The organism is Ureibacillus chungkukjangi (genome assembly GCF_003217295.1).
Lineage (GTDB): Bacteria > Bacillota > Bacilli > Bacillales_A > Planococcaceae > Ureibacillus > Ureibacillus chungkukjangi.
Genome location: NZ_QJTJ01000001.1, coordinates 264,179 through 285,911 on the forward strand (window position 1 = coordinate 264,179; position 21,733 = coordinate 285,911).

The 21,733-nt window shown below is 37.2% G+C and carries 19 protein-coding genes; 3 read left to right on the plus strand and 16 right to left on the minus strand.

Features of this window, described 5'->3' with window-relative positions; all coding sequences use genetic code 11:
- Positions 1–11: 11 nt before the first annotated feature.
- The 6 genes from pfkA to BJ095_RS01305 form a co-directional block, all read right to left on the minus strand.
- Positions 12–971, minus strand: coding sequence for a 6-phosphofructokinase (gene pfkA / locus BJ095_RS01280; protein ID WP_107934270.1), 960 nt, complete (start codon positions 969–971; stop codon positions 12–14).
- A 469-nt stretch (positions 972–1,440) separates the two neighbouring features.
- A complete protein-coding gene (gene accA / locus BJ095_RS01285; RefSeq protein ID WP_107934272.1) occupies positions 1,441–2,448 on the minus strand; it encodes an acetyl-CoA carboxylase carboxyl transferase subunit alpha in 1,008 nt (335 codons plus the stop codon).
- Positions 2,441–3,313, minus strand: coding sequence for an acetyl-CoA carboxylase, carboxyltransferase subunit beta (gene accD, locus BJ095_RS01290; RefSeq protein WP_107934274.1), 873 nt, complete (start codon positions 3,311–3,313; stop codon positions 2,441–2,443). Before accD ends, accA begins: the two co-directional genes overlap by 8 nt.
- A gap of 18 nt (positions 3,314–3,331) precedes the next feature.
- Entirely contained in the window at positions 3,332–3,979 is a 648-nt protein-coding gene (locus BJ095_RS01295) for a FadR/GntR family transcriptional regulator (RefSeq protein WP_107934276.1), read from the minus strand.
- Positions 3,980–4,238: 259 nt separating this feature from the next.
- Positions 4,239–7,322 (minus strand): DNA polymerase III subunit alpha, encoded by a 3,084-nt coding sequence (gene dnaE / locus BJ095_RS01300; protein WP_235867544.1) that lies wholly within the window; start codon positions 7,320–7,322, stop codon positions 4,239–4,241.
- Positions 7,323–7,343: 21 nt separating this feature from the next.
- Positions 7,344–8,291: a DHH family phosphoesterase gene (locus BJ095_RS01305; RefSeq protein ID WP_107934280.1), complete on the minus strand. Its 948-nt coding sequence runs from the start codon at positions 8,289–8,291 to the stop codon at positions 7,344–7,346.
- 122 nt (positions 8,292–8,413) lie between these two features.
- Here BJ095_RS01305 and BJ095_RS01310 point away from each other — a divergent pair, with 122 nt between their 5' ends.
- Positions 8,414–8,719, plus strand: a complete 306-nt coding sequence (locus BJ095_RS01310; protein ID WP_107934281.1) for a YtpI family protein — start codon at positions 8,414–8,416, stop codon at positions 8,717–8,719.
- A gap of 59 nt (positions 8,720–8,778) precedes the next feature.
- Here BJ095_RS01310 and BJ095_RS01315 read toward each other — a convergent pair whose 3' ends face one another.
- Together BJ095_RS01315 and BJ095_RS01320 are read right to left on the minus strand one after the other, a co-directional pair.
- Entirely contained in the window at positions 8,779–10,086 is a 1,308-nt protein-coding gene (locus BJ095_RS01315) for a DRTGG domain-containing protein (RefSeq protein WP_107934315.1), read from the minus strand.
- A 144-nt stretch (positions 10,087–10,230) separates the two neighbouring features.
- Positions 10,231–10,908, minus strand: a complete 678-nt coding sequence (locus BJ095_RS01320) for a metal-dependent hydrolase (RefSeq protein WP_107934283.1) — start codon at positions 10,906–10,908, stop codon at positions 10,231–10,233.
- A 234-nt stretch (positions 10,909–11,142) separates the two neighbouring features.
- Between BJ095_RS01320 and BJ095_RS01325 the strand changes: the two genes are divergently transcribed.
- Complete coding sequence (locus BJ095_RS01325; protein ID WP_107934285.1) at positions 11,143–12,231, plus strand: M24 family metallopeptidase; 1,089 nt, start codon at positions 11,143–11,145, stop codon at positions 12,229–12,231.
- Between the two features lie 49 nt (positions 12,232–12,280).
- Here the strand turns inward: BJ095_RS01325 and ald are convergent, their stop codons facing one another.
- On the minus strand, positions 12,281–13,393 hold the full coding sequence (gene ald / locus BJ095_RS01330) for an alanine dehydrogenase (protein WP_107934287.1): 1,113 nt from the start codon (positions 13,391–13,393) through the stop codon (positions 12,281–12,283).
- 356 nt (positions 13,394–13,749) lie between these two features.
- On the opposite strand from ald, the gene BJ095_RS01335 reads away from it, so the two are divergent.
- On the plus strand, positions 13,750–14,199 hold the full coding sequence (locus BJ095_RS01335) for a universal stress protein (protein WP_107934289.1): 450 nt from the start codon (positions 13,750–13,752) through the stop codon (positions 14,197–14,199).
- A gap of 175 nt (positions 14,200–14,374) precedes the next feature.
- Here BJ095_RS01335 and BJ095_RS01340 read toward each other — a convergent pair whose 3' ends face one another.
- The 7 genes from BJ095_RS01340 to BJ095_RS01370 form a co-directional block, all read right to left on the minus strand.
- Positions 14,375–15,304 (minus strand): class I SAM-dependent methyltransferase, encoded by a 930-nt coding sequence (locus BJ095_RS01340; RefSeq protein ID WP_107934291.1) that lies wholly within the window; start codon positions 15,302–15,304, stop codon positions 14,375–14,377.
- Between the two features lie 115 nt (positions 15,305–15,419).
- Positions 15,420–15,923 carry a thiol peroxidase gene (gene tpx / locus BJ095_RS01345; protein ID WP_107934293.1) on the minus strand — a complete coding sequence of 168 codons (504 nt, stop codon included), beginning with the start codon at positions 15,921–15,923 and terminating at the stop codon, positions 15,420–15,422.
- 135 nt (positions 15,924–16,058) lie between these two features.
- On the minus strand, positions 16,059–16,658 hold the full coding sequence (locus tag BJ095_RS01350; protein WP_107934295.1) for an RDD family protein: 600 nt from the start codon (positions 16,656–16,658) through the stop codon (positions 16,059–16,061).
- 13 nt (positions 16,659–16,671) lie between these two features.
- Positions 16,672–17,682 carry a signal peptide peptidase SppA gene (sppA, locus tag BJ095_RS01355; protein ID WP_107934297.1) on the minus strand — a complete coding sequence of 337 codons (1,011 nt, stop codon included), beginning with the start codon at positions 17,680–17,682 and terminating at the stop codon, positions 16,672–16,674.
- 245 nt (positions 17,683–17,927) lie between these two features.
- Entirely contained in the window at positions 17,928–19,514 is a 1,587-nt protein-coding gene (mbcS, locus tag BJ095_RS01360; RefSeq protein WP_107934299.1) for an acyl-CoA synthetase MbcS, read from the minus strand.
- 382 nt (positions 19,515–19,896) lie between these two features.
- Complete coding sequence (locus BJ095_RS01365) at positions 19,897–20,106, minus strand: alpha/beta-type small acid-soluble spore protein (protein WP_107934301.1); 210 nt, start codon at positions 20,104–20,106, stop codon at positions 19,897–19,899.
- 1,472 nt (positions 20,107–21,578) lie between these two features.
- On the minus strand, positions 21,579–21,733 hold a 155-nt coding region (locus BJ095_RS01370), incomplete at its 5' end, for an alpha/beta-type small acid-soluble spore protein (RefSeq protein ID WP_110561287.1).

Genomic DNA, 21,733 nt, shown 5'->3' on the forward strand with positions numbered 1-21,733 from the left:
GTTTACTATAGTTATATTGAAAGTTCCTTGGATAATGTATATAGACTTAAATCTGCCTTATGCTTGTTAGCAAATGCTTCGTCTAAGTCGTAATCATAGACCTGATGATTTTTTATGCCCACTGCTCGTCCACTTCCACCTTCTAGTAGGACTTCCACAGCTTTTGCACCCATACGCCCCGCTAAAACTCGGTCTCGCGCAGAAGGTGAACCACCTCTTTGAATATGTCCAAGTACTGATACTCTTGTCGTAATGTCTGCTTTTTCTTTTAAAAGTTTTGCTAATTCACTACCAGCCATGACACCCTCTGCCACAATGATAATACTATGTTTTTTCCCTCTAGCAATACCATGTTCAATCCGAGAAACGATATCATCAATGTCGTATTCCTCTTCAGGGATTAATATCGACTCTGCACCTGCTGCAAGCCCTGCCCACAACGCAATGTCACCAGCATCTCTACCCATAACCTCAACGATAAATGAATTTTCATGTGAAGTGGCTGTATCTCGAATTTTATCTATGGATTCAATAACGGTATTTAAAGCCGTATCAAAGCCGATTGTATATTCTGTACCGGGTATATCATTATCGATAGTTCCAGGAACGCCCACACTTGGGAATCCTTTTTTCGTTAGTGCTAATGCACCTCGATAAGAACCATCTCCCCCAATGACTACTAGGCCTTCTACTCCTGCTTCTTTCATTTTTTCAATACCCTGCAATTGATATTGATCTTCTTTAAATTCTGGGCAACGGGAGGAGAATAATTTAGTTCCACCTCTTTGAATAATCCCGCCTACAGAGCCTAAATCTAAAAGCTCCATCCTACCATTGATAAAGCCCTCATATCCATGGTAAATACCCATTACATCAACACCATGGAAATTTGCTTTACGGACAACAGCTCGAATGGCAGCATTCATCCCTGGTGAATCTCCCCCACTTGTTAAAACGGCAATTCTCTTCATTGCATAAAGAACCTCCTAAAGTTTCCTCTTATTAAACACATTAGCATAAATTGAAATGAATGTGATTATTTCAAAAAAGTTGTAATGATACTTTACAATAAAAATAAATTAAATAAATATTGGAGAAATGCTCAAAATTTAAATAATAACTAATCTTGTGTTTTATTCTACTCTTATTCTGCAAAAAACACGAGCATCTCTATAATGTGAAATTAGATGTTTTCATAAACAGATAATTAGAAATATGTAAATAATTCAACTATTGGCTTTATATAGATACCCGAAAAAGGGTAATACTAGTAAAAATTGCTAGAAAAATTTCTGGGGCTAGCCCATTTGAATGTCTGACCATAATTCCCTCGAATCGAACGTGAGCTTAGCAAAAAAAACGACAAAACCCAAGTTGGATTTTGTCATTTTATTTTGATCATTTCTCGAAAGCTTTAGATAGATGAATTTATCATTCAAATCAGTTTACTTCTACTTCTACATCTACTTTTCCATCTACTTTTACTTCAACTTCTTCTTCGATGAATTCGCCAATTTTTCTAAATTTGTCGTAACGATCATTGATAAGTTCTGTTTCTGATAAGATAGTTAATTCTGTTAATGCATTGTGAATACATTCTTTTAGTTCATTGGCTTGAGCTTGTACATCTCGGTGTGCTCCCCCAGCAACCTCAATGACAATTCCATCAATTATATTCATCGCCTTTAGGTCGTAAGCAGTAATTTTCATAGCCTCTGCTGCTTGTTTTGCTAAAGTGGCATCCTTCCAAAGGATCGATGCTGCTCCTTCTGGAGATATTACGGAATATGTTGAATTCTCAAGCATAAATATTCTATTTGCAACCCCTAATGCTAACGCTCCCCCACTGCCGCCTTCACCAATAACAACACTGATTACTGGAACCTTTAGTCCTGCCATTTCAAAAAGGTTTTTTGCAATGGCTTCGCTTTGACCTCGTTCCTCAGCTGCTTTACCTGGATATGCTCCCTTTGTATCAATAAAACATATTATTGGTCGTTTAAATTTCTCTGCTTGCTTCATTAAGCGTAGTGCTTTTCGATAGCCTTCTGGATGTGGCATCCCAAAATTACGACGAATGTTTTCTTTTGTTGTTTTACCCCTTTGATGTCCAATAATCGTAATCGGTTGACCATTGAAGCTAGCAATTCCCCCGATGATAGCTTCGTCATCTCCAAAGCTGCGATCCCCATGCAGCTCTATAAAATCAGAGAAAATCTCATTAATATAATCTAAAGTTGTTGGACGCTGTGCATGTCGAGCTACTTGAACTCGGTCCCATGGCTCCATATTTGTGTAAATCTTCGTTTCTAATTGCTGAAGCCTTGTTTCAAGTGTTTCAATTTCAGTTGACATATCGACATCTGCATTTTTCGCAATTTCCTTTAATTCTTGGATCTTTTCGCGAAGCTTTACAACTGGTACTTCGAAGTCAAGTGACTTAGACATTTGAAACTCCTCCTTTTTGATGCAGCTTTACAATCGTTGCTAATTTATCTCTCATTTCCTTACGATGGAAAATAGCATCTAGTTGGCCATGTGCAAGTAAAAATTCAGCTGTTTGGAAATCATCTGGCAGCTTTTCACGAACAGTTTGCTCAATTACACGACGCCCAGCAAATCCAATCAAAGCTTGTGGCTCTGCAATGTTTAAATCCCCTAATGATGCAAAGCTTGCTGAAACTCCCCCTGTTGTTGGATGAGTCATAATTGAAACGAAAAGTAAACCATGATCACTATGACGTTTTAAAGCAACACTTGTTTTAGCCATTTGCATAAGCGAGATTACCCCTTCTTGCATACGCGCCCCACCACTTGCTGTGAAAATAATAAATGGCAATTCATATTCAGTTGCTTTTTCAATCGCCCGAGTGATTTTTTCTCCAACTACTGATCCCATCGATCCCATCCTGAAATGAGAATCCATAATCGCTATAACTACTTGTGCCCCTTTAATACTTCCCATCCCTGTTAAAACTGCTTCATTTAACCCCGTTTTGAGTGAATCAATTTCAATTTTCTCTAAATAGGAAGGGAATTTTAATGGGTTAGAAGTACGTAAGTTTTCATCAAAAGATTCAAATGTACCTTCATCTAATAAAATAGAAACTCGTTCCCAAGCAGTCATTTTGTAGTGATAATCACAATTAGTACAAACTTTTAAATTGTTTTCTAATTCCTTAGATAAGTAGATTTTTTTACATTCAGGACATTTTGTCATTAAATCTGCAGGAAAGGAATTTTCTTTATTACGATCTACAATGACCCCTTTTTGTTTCTTTTTGTTAATAGATAATAAACTTCTAATTGCCACTGTTTTTCCCCCTTACCATTATGATGATGAATTTCTCAAATAGTGAATCCAGTTTTCATAAGCGCTCAATGCTTCTCTTTCATAGCCTAACTGTAAGGATTTTATGAGCATCTGAAGCATTGGCTTTTCTTCTTCAGTCGATAATTTTTTCAGTGGAGTTGCACTATATGCGGCAAGCTGTATCCATATTTTTAAAGCTAGTCGATTACCAGAAGCAATCATTAATTCTCTTAATAAAAGATCTCGAACGATTTCATTTTCTAGCTCCAGTTTCATAAACAAGCTTTCCCAAACCGGCAAACTTCTTAAAGATTGTTCTGAACAGATGACTCGTATGGCTTCCTTTTCGTGCATTCTTCTTACTATATGAACATCCTCTACTGCTTTATTTTCCTGCAATATAAAGGATGCTAAAAGTTCGACCAGCTGGTTAGAATGAACTGCTGATAAAAAGGTTCCCCCGCCATGTCTCGTTTCAATAAGCCCAAGCAATTCTAGGCTTCTTAATGCCTCTCTTACTGAAGAACGGCCAACATTCAGTCTTTCAGATAGCACACGTTCTGAAGGTAATTTTTCTCCCGGTTGAATCCCCTCGTGTTTAATTAACTCTCTTAATTGATTAACAATCTCTAAAAATACTTTTTTGTTTTCCTGTTTTTTATCCATAAGCACCCCGCATAACGTTAGGAACTAAAGGCATTATTTACCGTACAATGTAAATCACATAACAAACAATAAAAACTACGATTTTTGGCAATACTAGAGCACATTAACGAATTATAATTTCAATTTCCACATTTTATTTCTTATCAGTTCAAAAGTGGTCTGACCACTTTTTATTAGAATACATAAAGTTTTTTTATTTGTAAAGAAAAAACTGTGCAAAATTCGCACAGTTTTTGTAATTACTTCTATTATTCGCTCGCTATTGACTGTTTTTCATCGTTTTTACCTTGATTTGCGAATTTCCATTACGGAATTCTAATACACCTTCAACATAAACTATTTTGTCCTCTTTTATCCAACCGATAACTTCATTATAGCTTTGTGGAAAAAGTGTTGCAGAGGTTGTCCCATACTCATCCTGAAGCTGGACAAAGGCCATTAGCTCTCCTTTTTTCGTACGGATTTGGCGAATACTTTCAACCATGCCGACTAATTTAATAAAGCTATTTGGTCTTACCTGCAAAATTCCCTTTGTCGTAGCATTGACTTCACTCCATTTCGCTCTTTCTAAAGCAACTGGATGCTCCGACAAATAAAAGCCTAATGCTTCTTTTTCAAATTGTAGCTTCATCTTATCTGGAATTTCATGGGTTTCTACATATTTAGGCTTACCAAAGATTAAACTATCTGAGCCAAACAAATCATTTTCGTCTTCATTTGGTCGAACAAGGGAAGCATGCTTTTCTGCTGCATCGATTGTGGCTAATAGCGTTGCTCGGTCTTTCCCGAAATCATCCAATGCACCGGATTTAATCAAGGGCTCAATGACTTTTCGAGTGAAATGAGCTGCACTTAGCGAAACTGCTAAGTCAAAAATATCCTCAAATGGCTGCTCCTTTGATTTTCGAATGGCCACAATTTTTTGTAGTAGAGGCGCTGGTACACCTTTAATAGCTGATAAACTGAAGCGAATCTTTCCTTGCTCAACCGTAAAGGCTCTTTGGCTCTTACGAATGGACGGCCCTAAAATCTCTATACCTTTGTTTCTTGCTTCTAAAATAAGCTGGAAAAGCTTTTCTTGGTTACCTATTGCATTGGTCATCAGAGCTGCATAAAAATTAGCTGGGTAATTAGCCTTTAAATAAGCCATCTGATAGGAGATAAAACTATAAGCAACAGCATGACTTTTAGCAAAGCCGTAATCAGCAAATCGAACGATTAACTCATACACTTCCTTTGCGATATGCTCAGGGTATCCTTGAGATACTGCTCCTTTAACGAAAGCATTTTCTTGCTGCTCTAGTACTTCTCTTTTCTTTTTACTGACAGCTCTTCGAAGCAGATCTGCCTGACCAATCGTAAATCCAGCAAATAGATGGGCAATTTGCATAATCTGCTCTTGATACACGATTACGCCATAGGTTTCCTTTAAGATTTTCTCTAATATTGGATGGGGCATTCGAACCTGCTCACGATTCGCTTTTCTTCTTGCATATACAGGAATAAATTCCATTGGGCCTGGACGATAGAGTGCATTTACAGCCACGATATCCAAAAATTCAGTTGGGGCAATTTCTCGCAAAGCATTTTTCATTCCATCGGATTCGAGCTGGAAAATCCCCGCTGTATCCCCTTGCCTTAATAGCTGAAAGGTTTTTTCATCATTTAATGGAATTTGGTTAAAATCAATCAATTGTTTATGTGTATAGTAAATCGAATGGCGTATATTTTCTAAGATGGTTAAATTACGAAGCCCTAAAAAATCCATTTTCAATAAGCCAATTTGCTCAACCTCTTGCATTGGCCATTGAGTTAGATAAATTCCATCATGACCTTGTTCAATCGGCACTACATCTACTAAGGACATAGGGCTAAGTACTACTCCAGCTGCATGGGTCGAGGCATTTCGAGGTAAGCCCTCAAGCTTTTTCGCTGCATGGAACCAGGTAGTATGAATCTGCTCTGCTTCCACCCATTTCCGGAATGCTTCTGATGTATTATAGGCTTCCTGTAACGTGACCCCAGGTTTATTTGGAATCAGTCTTGATATCATTGAAAGAGTCTCACTCTCAAAGTTAAACATCCGCGCAACATCTCTCGCCACTGCCTTTGCGGACAAAGTGCCAAAAGTAATAATTTGAGCTACATGCTGTTTGCCATATTTCGCTGCTACATATTGAATAACTTCCTGACGCTTGGTATCAACAAAATCAATATCTATATCAGGAAGAGTAATACGTTCAGGATTTAAAAAACGCTCAAATAACAAGCCGTATTTTAATGGATCCACCTGGGTGATATTTAAACAATAAGCGACAAGTGAACTTGCCGATGAACCCCTACCTGGTCCAGTTAATATATTCGACTTTTTAGCGAAATTCATGAAATCCGCAACAATTAGAAAATAATCGGCATAGCCCATTGAAGTAATTACTTGTAATTCATACTGTAAACGACTTAAGTACTCTTCTGGCGGAGTATTCGATTGTAAACGTTCCTTTAATCCAGCTATCGCTTGCTCTGTGAGGAGCTTTTCTGAGGTTTGTCCGGATTGCAAAGGGAATTTTGGCATGAAATGTTTATCATGCTTTAAGTCTACCTGACAGCCCAGCATAAATTGTCTACTATTTTCGAGCAAGTACGGTTGGTCTTGGTACCAATGTTGCCACTCGGCTACTGTAGGGACATACTGGTTTTCACGATTACTATGTATTTCTTCACTTAGCTTCACACCTGTTTCAATAGCTCTTGCAACCTTGTATGCAAAATGGTCCTCACGTTTTAGAAATAAGGATTCTGAAATTGCAATACAGCGAACATTGAGACTTTGGCTTAAATGGAATGCTTTTTGCTCTATTGAGGAAATAAACCCTCCACTCCGGGCAATCCCAAAATAAAAATCTGATTGAAAGTTTTTAGCTACCGCTTGTGTATAGCCCAAATTATCCTCATTAAACCACTGTTCAGAGTCACTTGAAATAACTGCCGCGCACCCTTGTGAGTAAGCTACTAGCCAGCGCCATGGAATCTTTTCATCTTCACGAATCGAAATACTGCTGCTAATTTTTAAAAGATTTTGATAGCCCTCATTATTTTTAGCATAGATAAGTATCGGCAGTGTCACTTCATCAGTAAATTCAACCTGAATAGATAAACCTACAACTGGATGTATACCTGCATTTTTTAACGCATACCAAAAAGGCAAAAGCCCGTACAATTTCGTATTAACCATTGCACAAGCTATTGCCTTTTGTGATTGTAAAAAAGGGATGAGCTCTTCCATACGAATTGTACTTTTTAATAAATCTGCACTTGTCCGTATTTGTGGATATACGACTGTCAAACTACATCCCTCCATTATTATTTATATTTTATATTGACGACAGATATCTTTTAAATCCTCAATAGCTCGTTCAACTTCTTCCCAAGAGTAAGCTGTTGCTCCTGATGCAAGAGGATGTCCACCGCCGTTATATTTCTTTGCAAGCTCGTTAATAATCGGGCCTTTAGAACGTAATCGGATACGAATTTGATCGCTTTCCTCTACAAAGAACACCCACGCACAAACACCTTTAATGTCGCTTAAGGATCCTACCAGTAACGATGTATCATTAGGGGTTACTTGGAATCTTTCTAAAACGTCTTTTGTTAGTTTGATATAACAAGCTCCGTTTTCATCGATTTTAAAATTCTCATAAATATAACCCTGCAAGTGCAATAGGTTTGCCTCTTTTTCATACATGCCATTAAATACTTCCGTACGATCGAAATCGTATTTAATTAACTGTCCAGCAACCTCAAATGTTCTCAGTGATGCACTTGGATATAGGAAGCGTCCTGTATCACCAACGATTCCTGCAAATAAAAGACGTGCAGAAGCATCTGACAGTTGCCAATTTTTATATTCTTTACCTTCTATAAATAATTCATAAATCATTTCACTGCATGAGCTAGCATTAGTGTCTACCCATAGTAAATCACCGTATTGATCATCATTCGGATGATGATCAATTTTAATGAGGTACGCACCAGTATTATATCGACTATCATCAATGCGTCCTGTATTTGCTGTATCTGTAACGATAACTAGACTTTCCGTAAAAACGTCATCACTAATAGTTTCAGGAGTTTCTAAAAAAGTAAGTGAGGGATCATGCTCACCAATTGCATAGATTGTTTTGTTTGGATAGTTAGCTTCTAATAATCGCTTTAGACCGAATTGAGACCCATATGCATCCGGGTCTGGACGAACATGTCTATGGATGATTATTGTATCATATTGCTCAATTTTGTCGATGATTTGTCGTTTCAAAAGGAATTCCCCCTGTTATCTCTATTTTCCGTTTTATGTGTTAGCTTTTTTGGATAAAAATCGTTACAATAATGTAAGCACTTTCTACATACATGAAATTATACACCATTTGGAGGTAAAAAATGGCAAACTTAGTTTTCGTATTTTTCATTGTCATATCATTTGTAGCTTATTTTTACTATAAAACAAAGGATTTCCGCTCGACACTACCTATTCGAAAAAAATGGTATAAAGCAAAAGCTGGTCTTGCATTAGGCATTTTTGTGATTGTATTTGGAATCAATACATGTATCGTTTACCCATCACTTGTCGGCTTTTTGATTGCGGCAGTGTTTATTCTTATAGGGGCTGTAAAAGCCTATTCTAGCTATAAACGAGTACGACATGAAGGTCAATATGTTAAAGAAGAGTATGAGTTAAATAAATAACTTCATTTAACGACTAAGCAATATACAAGTAATCCTTGTATATTGCTTTTTTTCATTATTTAACGTTCTAATAATTGGAACATCATCATCGCTTTTCCTACGAGCACTGATTCATTAAATACATCAAAATCCATTTTTACGAATTTGCGACTCATATCCAGAATGTGAGGTACAACCGTTAAAACACTTTCCATTTGAATTGGCTTAATAAAGTAAATTGTCATGTTTTCAGCTACTGCATCGCCACGTTTTCTACGTTTTAATGCAAATGAGCCCACTTCTGCCAGTAATGTTGTAAAGGCACCATAAGAAATTGCCCCATATTGATTGGTCATTTGCGGCGTTACCGTAAACTCAACCACAACATCCTCTTCACCCATAACTTTCATTTCACTTTTTACTAAATCGTCGATAGTTTCACCATGCTGCGGCTGTCTTTGTGCATGCTGGAGGGCTTTTAGTACATCTTGACGGCTAATAATACCTTGAAGGACACCATCAACATTCACTATTGGCAACAAATCGATTCCTTCCCAGATCATACGGTGACCTGCAGAAGCTACACTTGTTTTCATAGATCCTGAGATTGGATTTTTAGTCATAACCTTATCGACTGTCTCACTATCATCTTTTCCAATAACGTCTTTTACAGAGATCATACCTACTAGCTTATTTGTAGCAGTCACTATTGGAAAGGCACCATGCGATGTCTGTAAATTCAGCTTATGGAAATCTGCAATTGTTTCAGTTGTTTTTAAAGAATACGTTTCTTCAATCGGAACATAGATATCCTCAATTAATAAGATATCTTTTTTGATTAATTGGTCGTAGATTGCACGGTTGATCATAGTAGCTACGGTGAAGGAATCGTAGCTAGAAGAAATGATTGGCAATTCTAATTCATCAGCTAATTGTTTGTTTTCTTCAGTTGTATCAAAGCCACCAGTAATTAGTACTGCAGCCCCTGCTTTTAAGGCATTCTCATGTGCTTTAAAACGGTTTCCTACAATTAACAGGCTACCTGCATCTGTATAACGCATCATGTCCTCTAATTGCATAGCTCCTATAACAAACTTTCCTAAGGTTTTATGCAAGCCATCTCGTCCACCTAGTACTTGTCCGTCTACTATGTTAACAATCTCCGCAAAAGTTAATCGTTCGATATTCTCTTTTTTCTTTTTCTCAATTCGAATTGTTCCAACGCGTTCAATGGAACTAACTAGACGACGGTTTTCAGCTTCTTTTATAGCTCGGTATGCAGTCCCTTCACTTACATGCATTTCCTTCGCTATTTGTCGTACTGAAATCTTATCGCCTACAGGTAGAGATTCTATATATTGTAAAATCTTCTCATGTTTTGTTGACACTCTATCACCTATTCCCATCTATCTTTCCTGATATAAGTGTAACATATTTTAATTTATGTATAAAAAAAGAAAGTAGCGTAAAATTTTGCTGTTTGAAGAATGTTTTTCAAACGTTCAAATTTACACCACTTTCTAGTTATTTAATTAGAATTTAACTTCTTCGCCTGCATTTAAAATTTGCACTTTACTATCCTTTACAAGCTCAGCGAAGACTGTTGGATCCTGTTTAATAACAGGGAAAGTATTGTAATGGATTGGTACAACTGATTTAGGCTTCAGCAGCTCTACCGCATATGCTGCATCCTCCGGTCCCATAGTAAAGTTATCACCAATTGGTAAGAAGGCTACATCGATTGAATTTCTATCACCGATAAGCTTCATATCTCCAAATAAGGCTGTGTCACCTGCATGGTACAGCGTTACTCCTTCTGCGTAGAAGAGAATCCCACCTGGGTTGCCTGCATTAACAACTTCTGATTCTGTTTCATAAACAGAGCCATGGTATGCAAGAGTATATTTCACTTTCCCAAAAGGAAATTCATAGGCTCCACCGATACCCATCGGATGTACATTTAACCCTTGCTTTCCTAGATACACTGCTAATTCATTTGGAGCGACAACAAGAGTATTATTTGCTTTTGCCAGTTCAATCGTATCCCCCACATGATCATTGTGACCATGAGTTAAAAGAATAACATCCGGTTTTTCTTCTTCTACTTTTAAATCAGTTAGACCATTCCCATTTATGAAAGGATCTATCAAAATCGTTGTACCGTTCGTTTTAATTTTTACAATTGAATGTCCATGATATGAGACTTGCATCATTTCTCCTCCTTCAAATTGTCTTCAACTAATCTTGATTCGAAATTAAATCGTTTTTTTCCTTCTTTTGCTATACTATAGACAGCGATACTAGCATTCAGTTACTATTTTCAATTCACTGAACTAGTTGGGCATATATGCTATAAAACTGCATGACAAGATATATACAAAATATTACTGTATAAAACGATGCACATGCAATTATATGACTCAAGAAAATTAGGAGGACTCTTTATGAGTAAATTACAACAGCTACAAACTTATTTAAAAGAAAATCAAATTGATGCTGCTTTTATCACAACACCAGACAATGTTTTCTATTTTTCAAATTTCAAAAGCAATCCACATGAACGATTATTAGGTGTTATGGTATTCCAGGAGGCAGAGCCCTTCTTAGTTTGTCCAAAAATGGAAGTTCCGGATGCTGTAAACGCAGGCTGGAGTCAAGAAATCATCGGCCACTTAGATACTGATAACCCATGGAATTTAATTGCTGATGCAATCCAATCACGTGGTATTAAGGTAGCAACGTTAGCAATTGAAAAATCACACTTAACTGTTGAGCGATTAGAGAGTTTACAAAAAATTTATGTGCAAGCAAACTTTGTACGACTTGATGACAAAATCAATGAAATGCGTGTTATTAAGGATGAAATTGAGATTGAGAAAATGCGAGAAGCTGCAAGACTTGCTGATTATGCTATCGAGGTAGGCTGCAAGGAAATTGCAGAAGGCAAAACAGAGATGGAAATCTTAACTGCTGTCGAAAATGCCATTCAGGCTAAGGGTTGTAAAATGTCCTTCGAAACAATGGTCCTTTCTGGTCCAAAAACAGCTTCTCCTCATGGGACACCCGGAGATCGTAAAATTCAAAAGGGCGATATGATCTTATTTGACCTAGGTGTTATTTACGATGGTTACTGCTCAGATATTACACGTACCGTAGCATTCGGTGAAGTAACTGAAGCACAAAAAGAAATATATAATACTGTGCGTCAAGCTAATGAAAATGCCATTGCTGCTGTTAAACCAGGTGTTCGTGCAATGGATTTAGACAAAATTGCTCGAGATACAATTACTGAGGCAGGCTACGGCGAATATTTCACTCATCGTTTAGGTCATGGTCTTGGGATTTCTGTTCATGAGTTCCCTTCTGTAACAGGCACAAATGATATGGAGCTTAAAGAAGGTATGGTTTTTACTATCGAACCAGGAGTTTACAAAGCAGATGTTACTGGCGTACGCGTCGAGGATGATGTGGTTGTAACAGCTGATGGAGTAGAGGTTTTAACTAAGTTCACAAAAGAATTAATCATTCTATAAGTAAAAATGGTGGTGTGAATTTTTATTCACGCCACCATTTTTTTATTTTTTATAAAAGTGAATCAACAGGTACGTATTCGCGACCTTGGTCTTCAGCAACCGCTTTATAAACCACGTAACCATCTAATGTATTAATACCTTTTCTTAACGCTTCATTTTCAATACAAGCTTGTTTATAGCCCTTATTAGCAATTTGTAATGCATAAGGAACTGTATTGTTCGTTAAAGCAATTGTTGCTGTACGTGGAACTGCACCTGGCATGTTAGCTACAGCATAGTGTACAACACCATGTTTAATATAAGTAGGATCATCATGTGTTGTCACTCGGTCAGTTGTCTCGAAGCTTCCGCCTTGGTCGATAGCGATATCAACAATAACAGAGCCTGGACGCATTGATTTCACCATTTCTTCTGTTACAAGCTTTGGTGCTTTTGCTCCTGGAATTAACACTGAACCGATTACTAAATCTGAATCCATGACTGATTCAGCAATATTATAAGGGTTTGAGATTAATGTTTGAACAGAAGATCCAAAGATATCCTCTAATTGGCGCAGGCGCTCAGGATTTAAGTCTAAAATTGTTACCTCTGCTCCCATACCAACTGCGATACGAGCTGCATTTGTACCAGCCATACCACCACCAACAATTGTTACTTTCCCGCGTGGGACACCAGAAACTCCGCCTAGTAGAATCCCTTTTCCACCATTCATTTTTTCTAGATATTGCGCACCAATTTGGACAGACATTTTACCAGCTACTTCACTCATCGGAGTAAGTAATGGTAGAGAACGGTTTGGAAGCTGTACAGTTTCATAAGCAATTCCAACTACTTTGTTATCTAGCAGACTTTGCGTTAGTTCTAGTTCTGGAGCTAAATGTAAATACGTAAATAATACTAAGCCCTCATGGAAGTATTGATATTCACCTGAAATTGGCTCTTTAACCTTCATTACCATTTCTTGTGCCCAAGCTTCTTTTGCTGTGTCAACAATTGTTGCACCAGCAGCTACATAATCCTCATCAGAAAATGAAGACCCTATGCCCGCGCCAGTTTCAATAAATACTTCATGACCAGCACTTGTTAATGTAACTACTCCAGCAGGTGTCATTGCTACACGATTTTCATTGTTTTTTATTTCCTTAGGTACTCCGATTTTCATAGCTGATTTCTCTCCCTGTTGTAGAATTTTATGTATCCATTAATATGAATTCAAATCCATAATAACAATAATTTCCCCATATTGTAAGATACTAATTTCATGTTCGTTAAAATTATTATCAAAATTATAAAAAAATAGGACATTTAAGAAGATTCGACGTAAAAATGAGTCTATACCTACTAAAAATAGGATTATTCTAAGAACAGAATCTAACAGCAATTTGCAACATGTTTAAATTGACAAAACTGTGGATAAATTTAGTAATAACTGTGAACGTTTTCATTTCAGTCCCAGACTCAATATCTTTTCCTGTCTTATTTGATATAATAAGACTATAGAAAAAGGAGGAATTTTTTATGACTCAATATAAAAGTATCGTAGTGGCAGTAGATGGTTCTAAAGAAGCTGAATTCGCCTTCGAAAAATCAATTGAAATCGCAAAACGTAATCCTGAATCAACACTTAATTTAGTAAACGTGATTGATACTCGCTCCTTTGCAGCAATTGAAGCTTATGACAGATCAATTGCTGAACGTGCACAAAGCTTCTCAGAAGAATTATTAAATGGCTATAAAAAGCAAGCTGAAGAAGCAGGCCTTACAAGTGTAAACACAATTATCGAATATGGTTCTCCTAAAACAATTATTACGAAGGAGCTTTCTAATACTGTTGAAGCTGATTTAATCATCTGTGGCGCAACTGGATTAAGCACTGTCGAACGTTTCCTTATTGGATCTGTGTCGGAAGCAATCGTTCGCTCTTCAAAATGCGATGTATTAGTAGTTAGAACTCCTGAATCAATCTAATACCAATAATAGATTAGCCCTTCTACACAATTCTTAATCTGTAGAAGGGATTTTTTTATTGAATTCATTCTATTTTATGTGTAAATTTCGAATAGTTTTAGGGTGACTACCCTTTCTAAAATTAAAAAGGCATCCGAGTATAATAGTTTTATACACCCGGATACCTATTGATTATTTATTTACTTTCTTTCCACATTTGAACCTTTTCAAAGAACATGGCTAAAGCTTCTTTATTTGACATGTTTGGCACTTTCGCAAGTAATACTTCACGTGGGGCTCTTTCGGACTTCGTTTGCTTTTGTAAAATCAAGATGCTTTTTTCGTGTGCTTTTGCTGAAAACAAATTCTCTGGAAGCTGAATAACGGCCTGAATCCAAGTTGTTTTTTTCAAATATTTATGTAAATCCTTTGACTGCTCAGATTCAAACATATTTGCCGGAATTAAGAAAAATAAGTACCCACCCTCTTTTGTATGCTTAATCGATTGCTCGATAAATAGGTGGTGAGCATAGCTCATTCCTTCATGGGCGCAAAGCTCATATTCTAGTGCAACTTCTTCATTTGGGTAATATCCAACCGGTAAATCACAAATTACAGCATCTACCGGGTCTACCAGCATTTTTTGTAATGCATCCTGATGGTATAACACAATCGGCTGTTCAGTTAGCTCTGCACTATCAGCTGCTAAACGAATAAGTAATTCATCTACTTCAATACCTGTAGCAGACGTTTTCCCATCAAATAAATTCATCACCGTAAGTAGTAAATTTCCCGTTCCTACAGCTGGGTCAAGTAAAGAGATTGGACCTGTTTTTAACTGTTCCTCGAAAAACTGCTCTACAAAATAACCAACTAACAATCCAAGTGTATCTGGTGTCATTTGATGATTTGGCTGAGAGGTTTTACGCATCCCCTTCAATATTGCAATTTGAATCGCTTTGCGGATATCATCCTTTGTAGAATCCTGGAAGAGTGGCTGTTCTTTTTCGTCCAGAACATCCTCAAGGGCTTGTAATACACCATCTAAAAAAGAGATGCCTTCAGCTTTTTCATATTTTTCTGCTTTTTCATTTAGTAATGAAAATATCTGTTCAAATTTTTCCATAAAAAAACTCCTTTTGAAATGAACAACCCACTCCAGATCTTCCTCCGAGTGGGTGTCATCTAAGCATTCCTATATAATAGACAATCTTAGTCTACCATTTATCTATTAGATAAACTTAAATTAATGCTTTTACAGCTTCGATTGCTGCTTCATAATTTGGGTGGCTAGTACCTTCTGATACATACTCAGCATATGTTACAGTACCTTCTGAATCGATTACAAATACTGAACGAGCAAGTAAACGTAGCTCCTCCATGTAAACTCCGTATGCTTTACCAAAAGATAAATCCTTGTGGTCAGAAACAGTCTGAGCACCCTCAAGACCAGCAGCTGCACACCAACGTTTTTGAGCAAATGGTAGATCAACTGAAACAGTATAGAACGCTACACCGTCTCCTAAAGCTACTACTTCCTCATTGAAACGGCGAGTTTGTGCATCACAAACGCCTGTATCTAATGATGGTACAACACTAATAAGACGTACTTTTCCTTCAGAATCCTTTAATGTTACTGGTGATAAATCGTTAGCTAATACTGTAAAATCAGGTGCTTTCTCCCCAACCTTTACTTCGTTTCCAATTAATGTTACTGGGTTATTTTTAAATGTTACTTGTGCCAATTTGGAACCCTCCTTTATATTACGTTAATAATCTTACTAAAGATAATTCCATCTTTGCAAATAACTTACCTTACATATTTTTACGGTTAATATAAAAAGAGCGAAGAACCACTCTTCGCTCCCTCTAATATTTCCTTAAATACTTGGTGAAACTGAATTTTGATTATCAAAATCATCAATTTTAGGATTTTCGATAACTACTTCTTTTTTGTGTTTTATAAATAGCTTTTCCTGAACAACCTTTGTATCGGCAATGATATCATTTAAGCCATGATTTTTTGGCATGAAGGCTACCATTAGATAGATAATCGGAATTTTATTACTTATAAAGCGTCCAATGATTTCTCTAAATAACACAGTAAACCAATCTAGATTTTCTCCATTTGTCCCCTTCACCTTTAGACCAAAAATCATTTTCCCTACTGTTTGCTGCCAATATTTCGTTGTAATCACAAAATAAGCATAGTAAAAGACACCTGATACGATTGTCATCGGTGAATACCAATGCGTTTCTCTTAAACTCCATCCAAATAAATGGAAAATCGGATTAACAATAATGCCCACAATAGCTGCTACAATTATAATGTCCAGCACAAACGCCCAAAAGCGCATCCAAAAACCGGCTGTCTTCTCTTCAATCTGTTCAACAATTTGTAATTGCTTTTTTGTAAGAGCAGTCACAGGTTCTTCTTGAGGAAGAGCAACATTTGAGTCATAATTTTCATTTTCTGACATCGATTACCCCTCCTTAATATTCACCATATAAATACATCATACGTGGTCCACTATTTGAAGACATAAGCTTTGTTAAGAATTGCTGCTCAGGAGATGGTCCAAAGAAAGAACCGATTTTCATACCGAACATAGATGTTAAACTACCTAAGCTTGTTTCGTATTCAAATAGTTCAGCATTCTCTAAACCGAAGTCCGCTCTTACTGAAGCAATTGTATCCTCAAGTCCACCGATTTCATCAACAAAGCCTGCTTTAAGTGCTTGTGATCCACCCATTATACGACCATCTGCTACCTTTTTCACATCAGCCTCAGACATGCCCCTACCTTGCTCGATCACATCAACAAATTCCTCATAGGATTCGTTAATCATTTCTTGTACCATCGCTTTTTCTACTTCTGTCGTTGGACGTGTTCCACCAAACATATCTTTGTGCTCGCCCGATTTAATTGTTTCGAATTCAATCCCTAAATTACTTGCAAGCTCAGAGAAGTTATAGCTTTGCATAATTACCCCGATTGAACCTGTAATTGTTTCTTTATGTGCAAAGATTTTATCTGCTGGTGCTGAAATATAATAGCCGCCTGATGCAGCATAAGAGCCCATCGACACATAAATTGGAATATTTCTTTGTTCTTTAATTTCAAGTAGCTTTTCATAAATTTCAGCTGATTCGATAACTCCACCACCCGGTGAATTTACATATAATACGACTGCTTGTACAGATTGATCATATAAAATCGTCTCTAATTGCCCCAGGAAGTTTTGATGATCATATTCTACCGCTGTAAAGGCTGTACCTGAACCAACATCCTGAATCGTTCCGTCAACAGATAATAAGGCGATTCTTTCTCCCATACTACCTGGCTCTAATACTGTTTCAATCATAGTTTCTTCTGTTGCAGTTAAGCTTTCAAAGTTGGAAAAGAAGTCCGTTTTGAATATAGACATCACTGTATTCAATCCAATTGAAAAAACAACCAACACTGCTGCTGCCCCCAAGGCAATCCATCTTTTTGTATTCATCTCATTATTCCTCCTCCATCCATACATACGTATTAACTGTTTATTTGTTTCAAAAATCTTCTATTTTATTTAGAAAATTAATCCATTTATTAATATAACATTTTTCCTGCTAATTAGAAAACTAAGGTAATCACCATTAGTCAGTATCAAAAAAAGAGATTTTAAAGCCAATAGCTATGACTTTAAAATCCCCTTAAGAATTCGACATTATTCCCTAGGAAATAAAACCTGCCTATAATTATTAATTAGTTGGTGATTTCTTTTTTGAATTCCTTCTGACGGAGTTCGACACGTCTAATTTTACCAGATGAGGTTTTTGGTAATTCATCGATAAATTCAATAGCACGTGGGTATTTGTATGGTGCCGTTATCTCTTTTACATGCTCCTGTAATTCCTTCACTATCGTTGGGCTATTCTTTTGCTCGGAGTCACGTAAAACGATATAAGCCTTTACTATATTACCGCGAATTTCGTCTGGACTGGCAACAACCGCACATTCCTTTACAGCTGGATGCTTAACAAGTGCATCCTCTACTTCAAATGGGCCAATAGTATAACCGGAAGAGATAATAATATCGTCCCCACGACCTTCAAACCAGAAGTAGCCTTCCTCGTCTTTATAAGCACGGTCTCCTGTTAAGAACCATTCACCACGATATTGCTTATTTGTTCTTTCACTATCCTTTAAGTAACCTTTAAACAATGCTGGTGTGGATGAATGTACTGCAATATCCCCTACTTCACCAGCCTCGGTTGGCTCCCCTAAGTCATCAATGATTTCTACAAGGTTACCTGGAGTAGGTTTCCCCATTGAGCCCGGCTTTGGTGTCATGCCTAAAAGTGTCCCAACGAGTAAAGTATTTTCAGTTTGCCCATAGCCATCACGTACTTGCAGTGAGAAAACATTCAAAAATTTGTTGATCACTTCACTATTTAATGGCTCTCCAGCAGAAACAGCACTTCTCAGACTTGATAAATTATATTGTTCAAGCTTGTCTACTTTGGCCATTAGACGATATTCAGTAGGTGTACAGCATAAAACATTTACTTGATAATTCTCAAGCATTTGAAGGTAGGCTTGTGGTTCAAATTTTCCCATATGGATAAATGCCGTTGCCCCACTCCCTAAGGTAGCCAAAAACGGACTCCAAATCCATTTTTGCCAGCCAGGTGCTGCCGTTGCCCATACTAAATCATCCTCTTGAACGCCAAGCCACTGTGCTGCCGTTGTTCTCAAATGGGCATATCCCCAACCATGAGAATGGACAACTCCTTTTGGATTGCCTGTTGTTCCACTTGTATATGATAAAAATGCAATATCGGAATCTTGTGTTTGAACCCCTTCAAAAACATCCGATTCATTTTCTAATTTTTCTCCAATAGACACCCAAGCATTCTTGGACTGCCCATAAACAAAAAGCTTTAGTCCATCTAGATGCTGTGCATCGTCAAATTGACTGATTTCATTTTCAAAAGCAACAATAGCTTTTGCATCTGAATGTGTAATTCGGTAATCGATATCTTTAGCTCGTAGCATTTCAGAGCTTGGAATTATCGTTAAACCTGCTTTTAAGGCCCCTACATATGTAACATATGCTTCCTCAGAGCGAGGTACCATGATTAGAATTACGTCCCCTTTTTTCAAACCGCTGCTTTTAAATAAATTGGCCACCTTATTAGCCTTTTTAATCAATTTTTCATATGAAATTTTCTCGATTTGTCCGCTTTCATGATGAATCAATAATGCAATTTTTGAGCTTGATGCTGCATACTTCTCAATCTCATCTACAATATTGTAATTCTTAGGAGCAAGTAAATCATCTCTTCTCATATTCATCCCCCTTTTATGCATCCCAAAAATGATACATTATGCTAATTATAATAATATTCGACTAATATATCAAAATATTCCTCGAAAAAGAGAAATAACTGTACTAAATGAGAATTTGATATGTAGGAAACAATAGTAAGTGCTAAGAATAAATGAGATTATTTGGGTGATGGCTGTGATAATTTTTAATGAGTGGTCGTAAATGCAAGGGGTGTGGATTAGATTTCAGTTTGGCAATAGCATTGTTAGGAAGGAGAATTGGTCCTTATTTTATTGTAGGATTTTTTGGGGAAGAAATGGGACCTCCGAGTACAAGTAAATATTAATTTTTTGAGCAAAATAAAAGCTAGTAGCGTTTTAAGCTACTAGCCCTCATTTTTAATTATTGTTGTGAACCACGTAATTGTGATTCAGCCATTTGTACAAGACGTTTAGTAATTTCTCCTCCAACTGATCCGTTTGCACGAGAAGACGCTTCAGGTCCGAGTTGAACACCAAACTCTTGCGCGATTTCGTATTTCATTTGATCTAAAGCTTGTTCTGCACCAGGTACAGTTAACTTGTTACGGCTACCGCTGTTGTTGTTTGACATTTACCTCACCTCCTTGTGAGTTTAGATTGTGCAGAATTCGAGTTTTAATACACAATAAATATCATTTTTTTAATTAGCTCACTAGTGTAGACAAGTTCTATTTTTTTTAACGTAAATATTTCAATTGTTACAAAGTTTTTTCGTATATTTCGAAAAAAGTGGGGTGGGTGGTGGGATTGGGGTGGGTGGAATCGTCGTAATACTTGTAGTATTGCTACCTTTTGTTTGGGTGATTGATCTCGATCGTCGTAATGTTTGCTCGTTTGCTACCTTTCGTTTGGGTTATTGATCTAGATCGTCGTAATACTTGCTCGTTTGCTACCTTTCGTTTGCGCGATTAATCTAGATCGTCGTAATACTTGCTCGTTTGCTACCTTTTGTTTGCGCCATTAATCTAGATCGTCGTAATACTTGCTCGTTTGCTACCTTTTGTTTGCGCGATTTCTCTAGATTGTCGTAATACTTGCTGGTTTGCTACCTTTCGTTTGGGTTATTAGTCAGATTCGTCTCAATGTTTACTCGTTTGTTACCTTTCGTTTGCGCAATTGATCTAGATCGTCGTAATACTTGCTCGTTTGCTACCTTTCGTTTGGGTGATTGATCTCAATCGTCGTAATGTTTGCTCTTTTGCTACCTTTCATTTGCAGGATTGATCTAGATCGTCGTAATACTTGCTCGTTTGCTACCTTTCGTTTGGGTTATCGATCTAGATCGTCGTAATACTTGCTCGTTTGCTACCTTTCGTTTGCGCGATTAATCTAGATCGTCGCAATACTTGCTCCTTTGCTACCTTTTGTTTGGATGATTAGTCGGATTCGTCGCAATATTTACTCGTTTGCTACCTTTCATTTGCAGGATTGCTCCGTAATGTCTTAATACTTGTTGGTTTGCTACATTTCGTTTGCGCGATTGCTCTAGATCGTCATAATACTTGCTTGTTTACTACCTTTTGTTTGTTCGATTGATCTAGATCGTCGTAATACTTGCTCCTTTGCTACCTTTTGTTCGGATGATTAGTCGGATTCGTCGCAATGTTTACTCGTTTGCTACCTTTCATTTGCAGGATTGCTCCGTAATGTCTTAAAGATGTTCATGAAACTCATTCCCCACTAACATCAACTTCCTTTCACGTTTCATTCCCTTGATAAAACGCATTCACCACAAACAATAACTTCTCTATGTATTTCAATCCGCTTTCCCTATTTACATCGACCTTCTAAACACTCTTCATCCACCAATCCAGACTCTTTCCGCAGCAATCCACTTCTAGCAAACCTTCTCAAACCAACTCCAACCAACTCCAACCCAACCACGATCGCATAACCGCAACCGCATGCACATACTTACTTATCCTCCCTCACTTCCAACCGAACTATAACTGCTCCATATCTAAAAAGTATCTTTCGCCAAGCTTTGTTACACATTAAAAGAGCTAGTAGCTTTTACGCTACTAGCTCCGCTTTAATTTTTAATTATTGTTGTGAACCACGTAATTGTGATTCAGCCATTTGTACAAGACGTTTAGTGATTTCTCCTCCAACTGATCCGTTTGCACGAGAAGACGCTTCAGGTCCGAGTTGAACACCAAACTCTTGCGCGATTTCGTATTTCATTTGATCTAAAGCCT

Coding starts and splice junctions, on each gene's coding strand:
- pfkA (WP_107934270.1), bottom strand. CDS start 971: ATGAAGAGAATTGCCGTTTTAACAAGTGGGGGAGATTCACCAGGGATG.
- accA (WP_107934272.1), bottom strand. CDS start 2,448: ATGTCTAAGTCACTTGACTTCGAAGTACCAGTTGTAAAGCTTCGCGAA.
- BJ095_RS01295 (WP_107934276.1), bottom strand. CDS start 3,979: ATGGATAAAAAACAGGAAAACAAAAAAGTATTTTTAGAGATTGTTAAT.
- BJ095_RS01310 (WP_107934281.1), top strand. CDS start 8,414: ATGGCAAACTTAGTTTTCGTATTTTTCATTGTCATATCATTTGTAGCT.
- BJ095_RS01320 (WP_107934283.1), bottom strand. CDS start 10,908: ATGCAAGTCTCATATCATGGACATTCAATTGTAAAAATTAAAACGAAC.
- BJ095_RS01325 (WP_107934285.1), top strand. CDS start 11,143: ATGAGTAAATTACAACAGCTACAAACTTATTTAAAAGAAAATCAAATT.
- ald (WP_107934287.1), bottom strand. CDS start 13,393: ATGAAAATCGGAGTACCTAAGGAAATAAAAAACAATGAAAATCGTGTA.
- BJ095_RS01335 (WP_107934289.1), top strand. CDS start 13,750: ATGACTCAATATAAAAGTATCGTAGTGGCAGTAGATGGTTCTAAAGAA.
- BJ095_RS01340 (WP_107934291.1), bottom strand. CDS start 15,304: ATGGAAAAATTTGAACAGATATTTTCATTACTAAATGAAAAAGCAGAA.
- BJ095_RS01350 (WP_107934295.1), bottom strand. CDS start 16,658: ATGTCAGAAAATGAAAATTATGACTCAAATGTTGCTCTTCCTCAAGAA.
- sppA (WP_107934297.1), bottom strand. CDS start 17,682: ATGAATACAAAAAGATGGATTGCCTTGGGGGCAGCAGCAGTGTTGGTT.
- mbcS (WP_107934299.1), bottom strand. CDS start 19,514: ATGAGAAGAGATGATTTACTTGCTCCTAAGAATTACAATATTGTAGAT.
- BJ095_RS01365 (WP_107934301.1), bottom strand. CDS start 20,106: ATGTCAAACAACAACAGCGGTAGCCGTAACAAGTTAACTGTACCTGGT.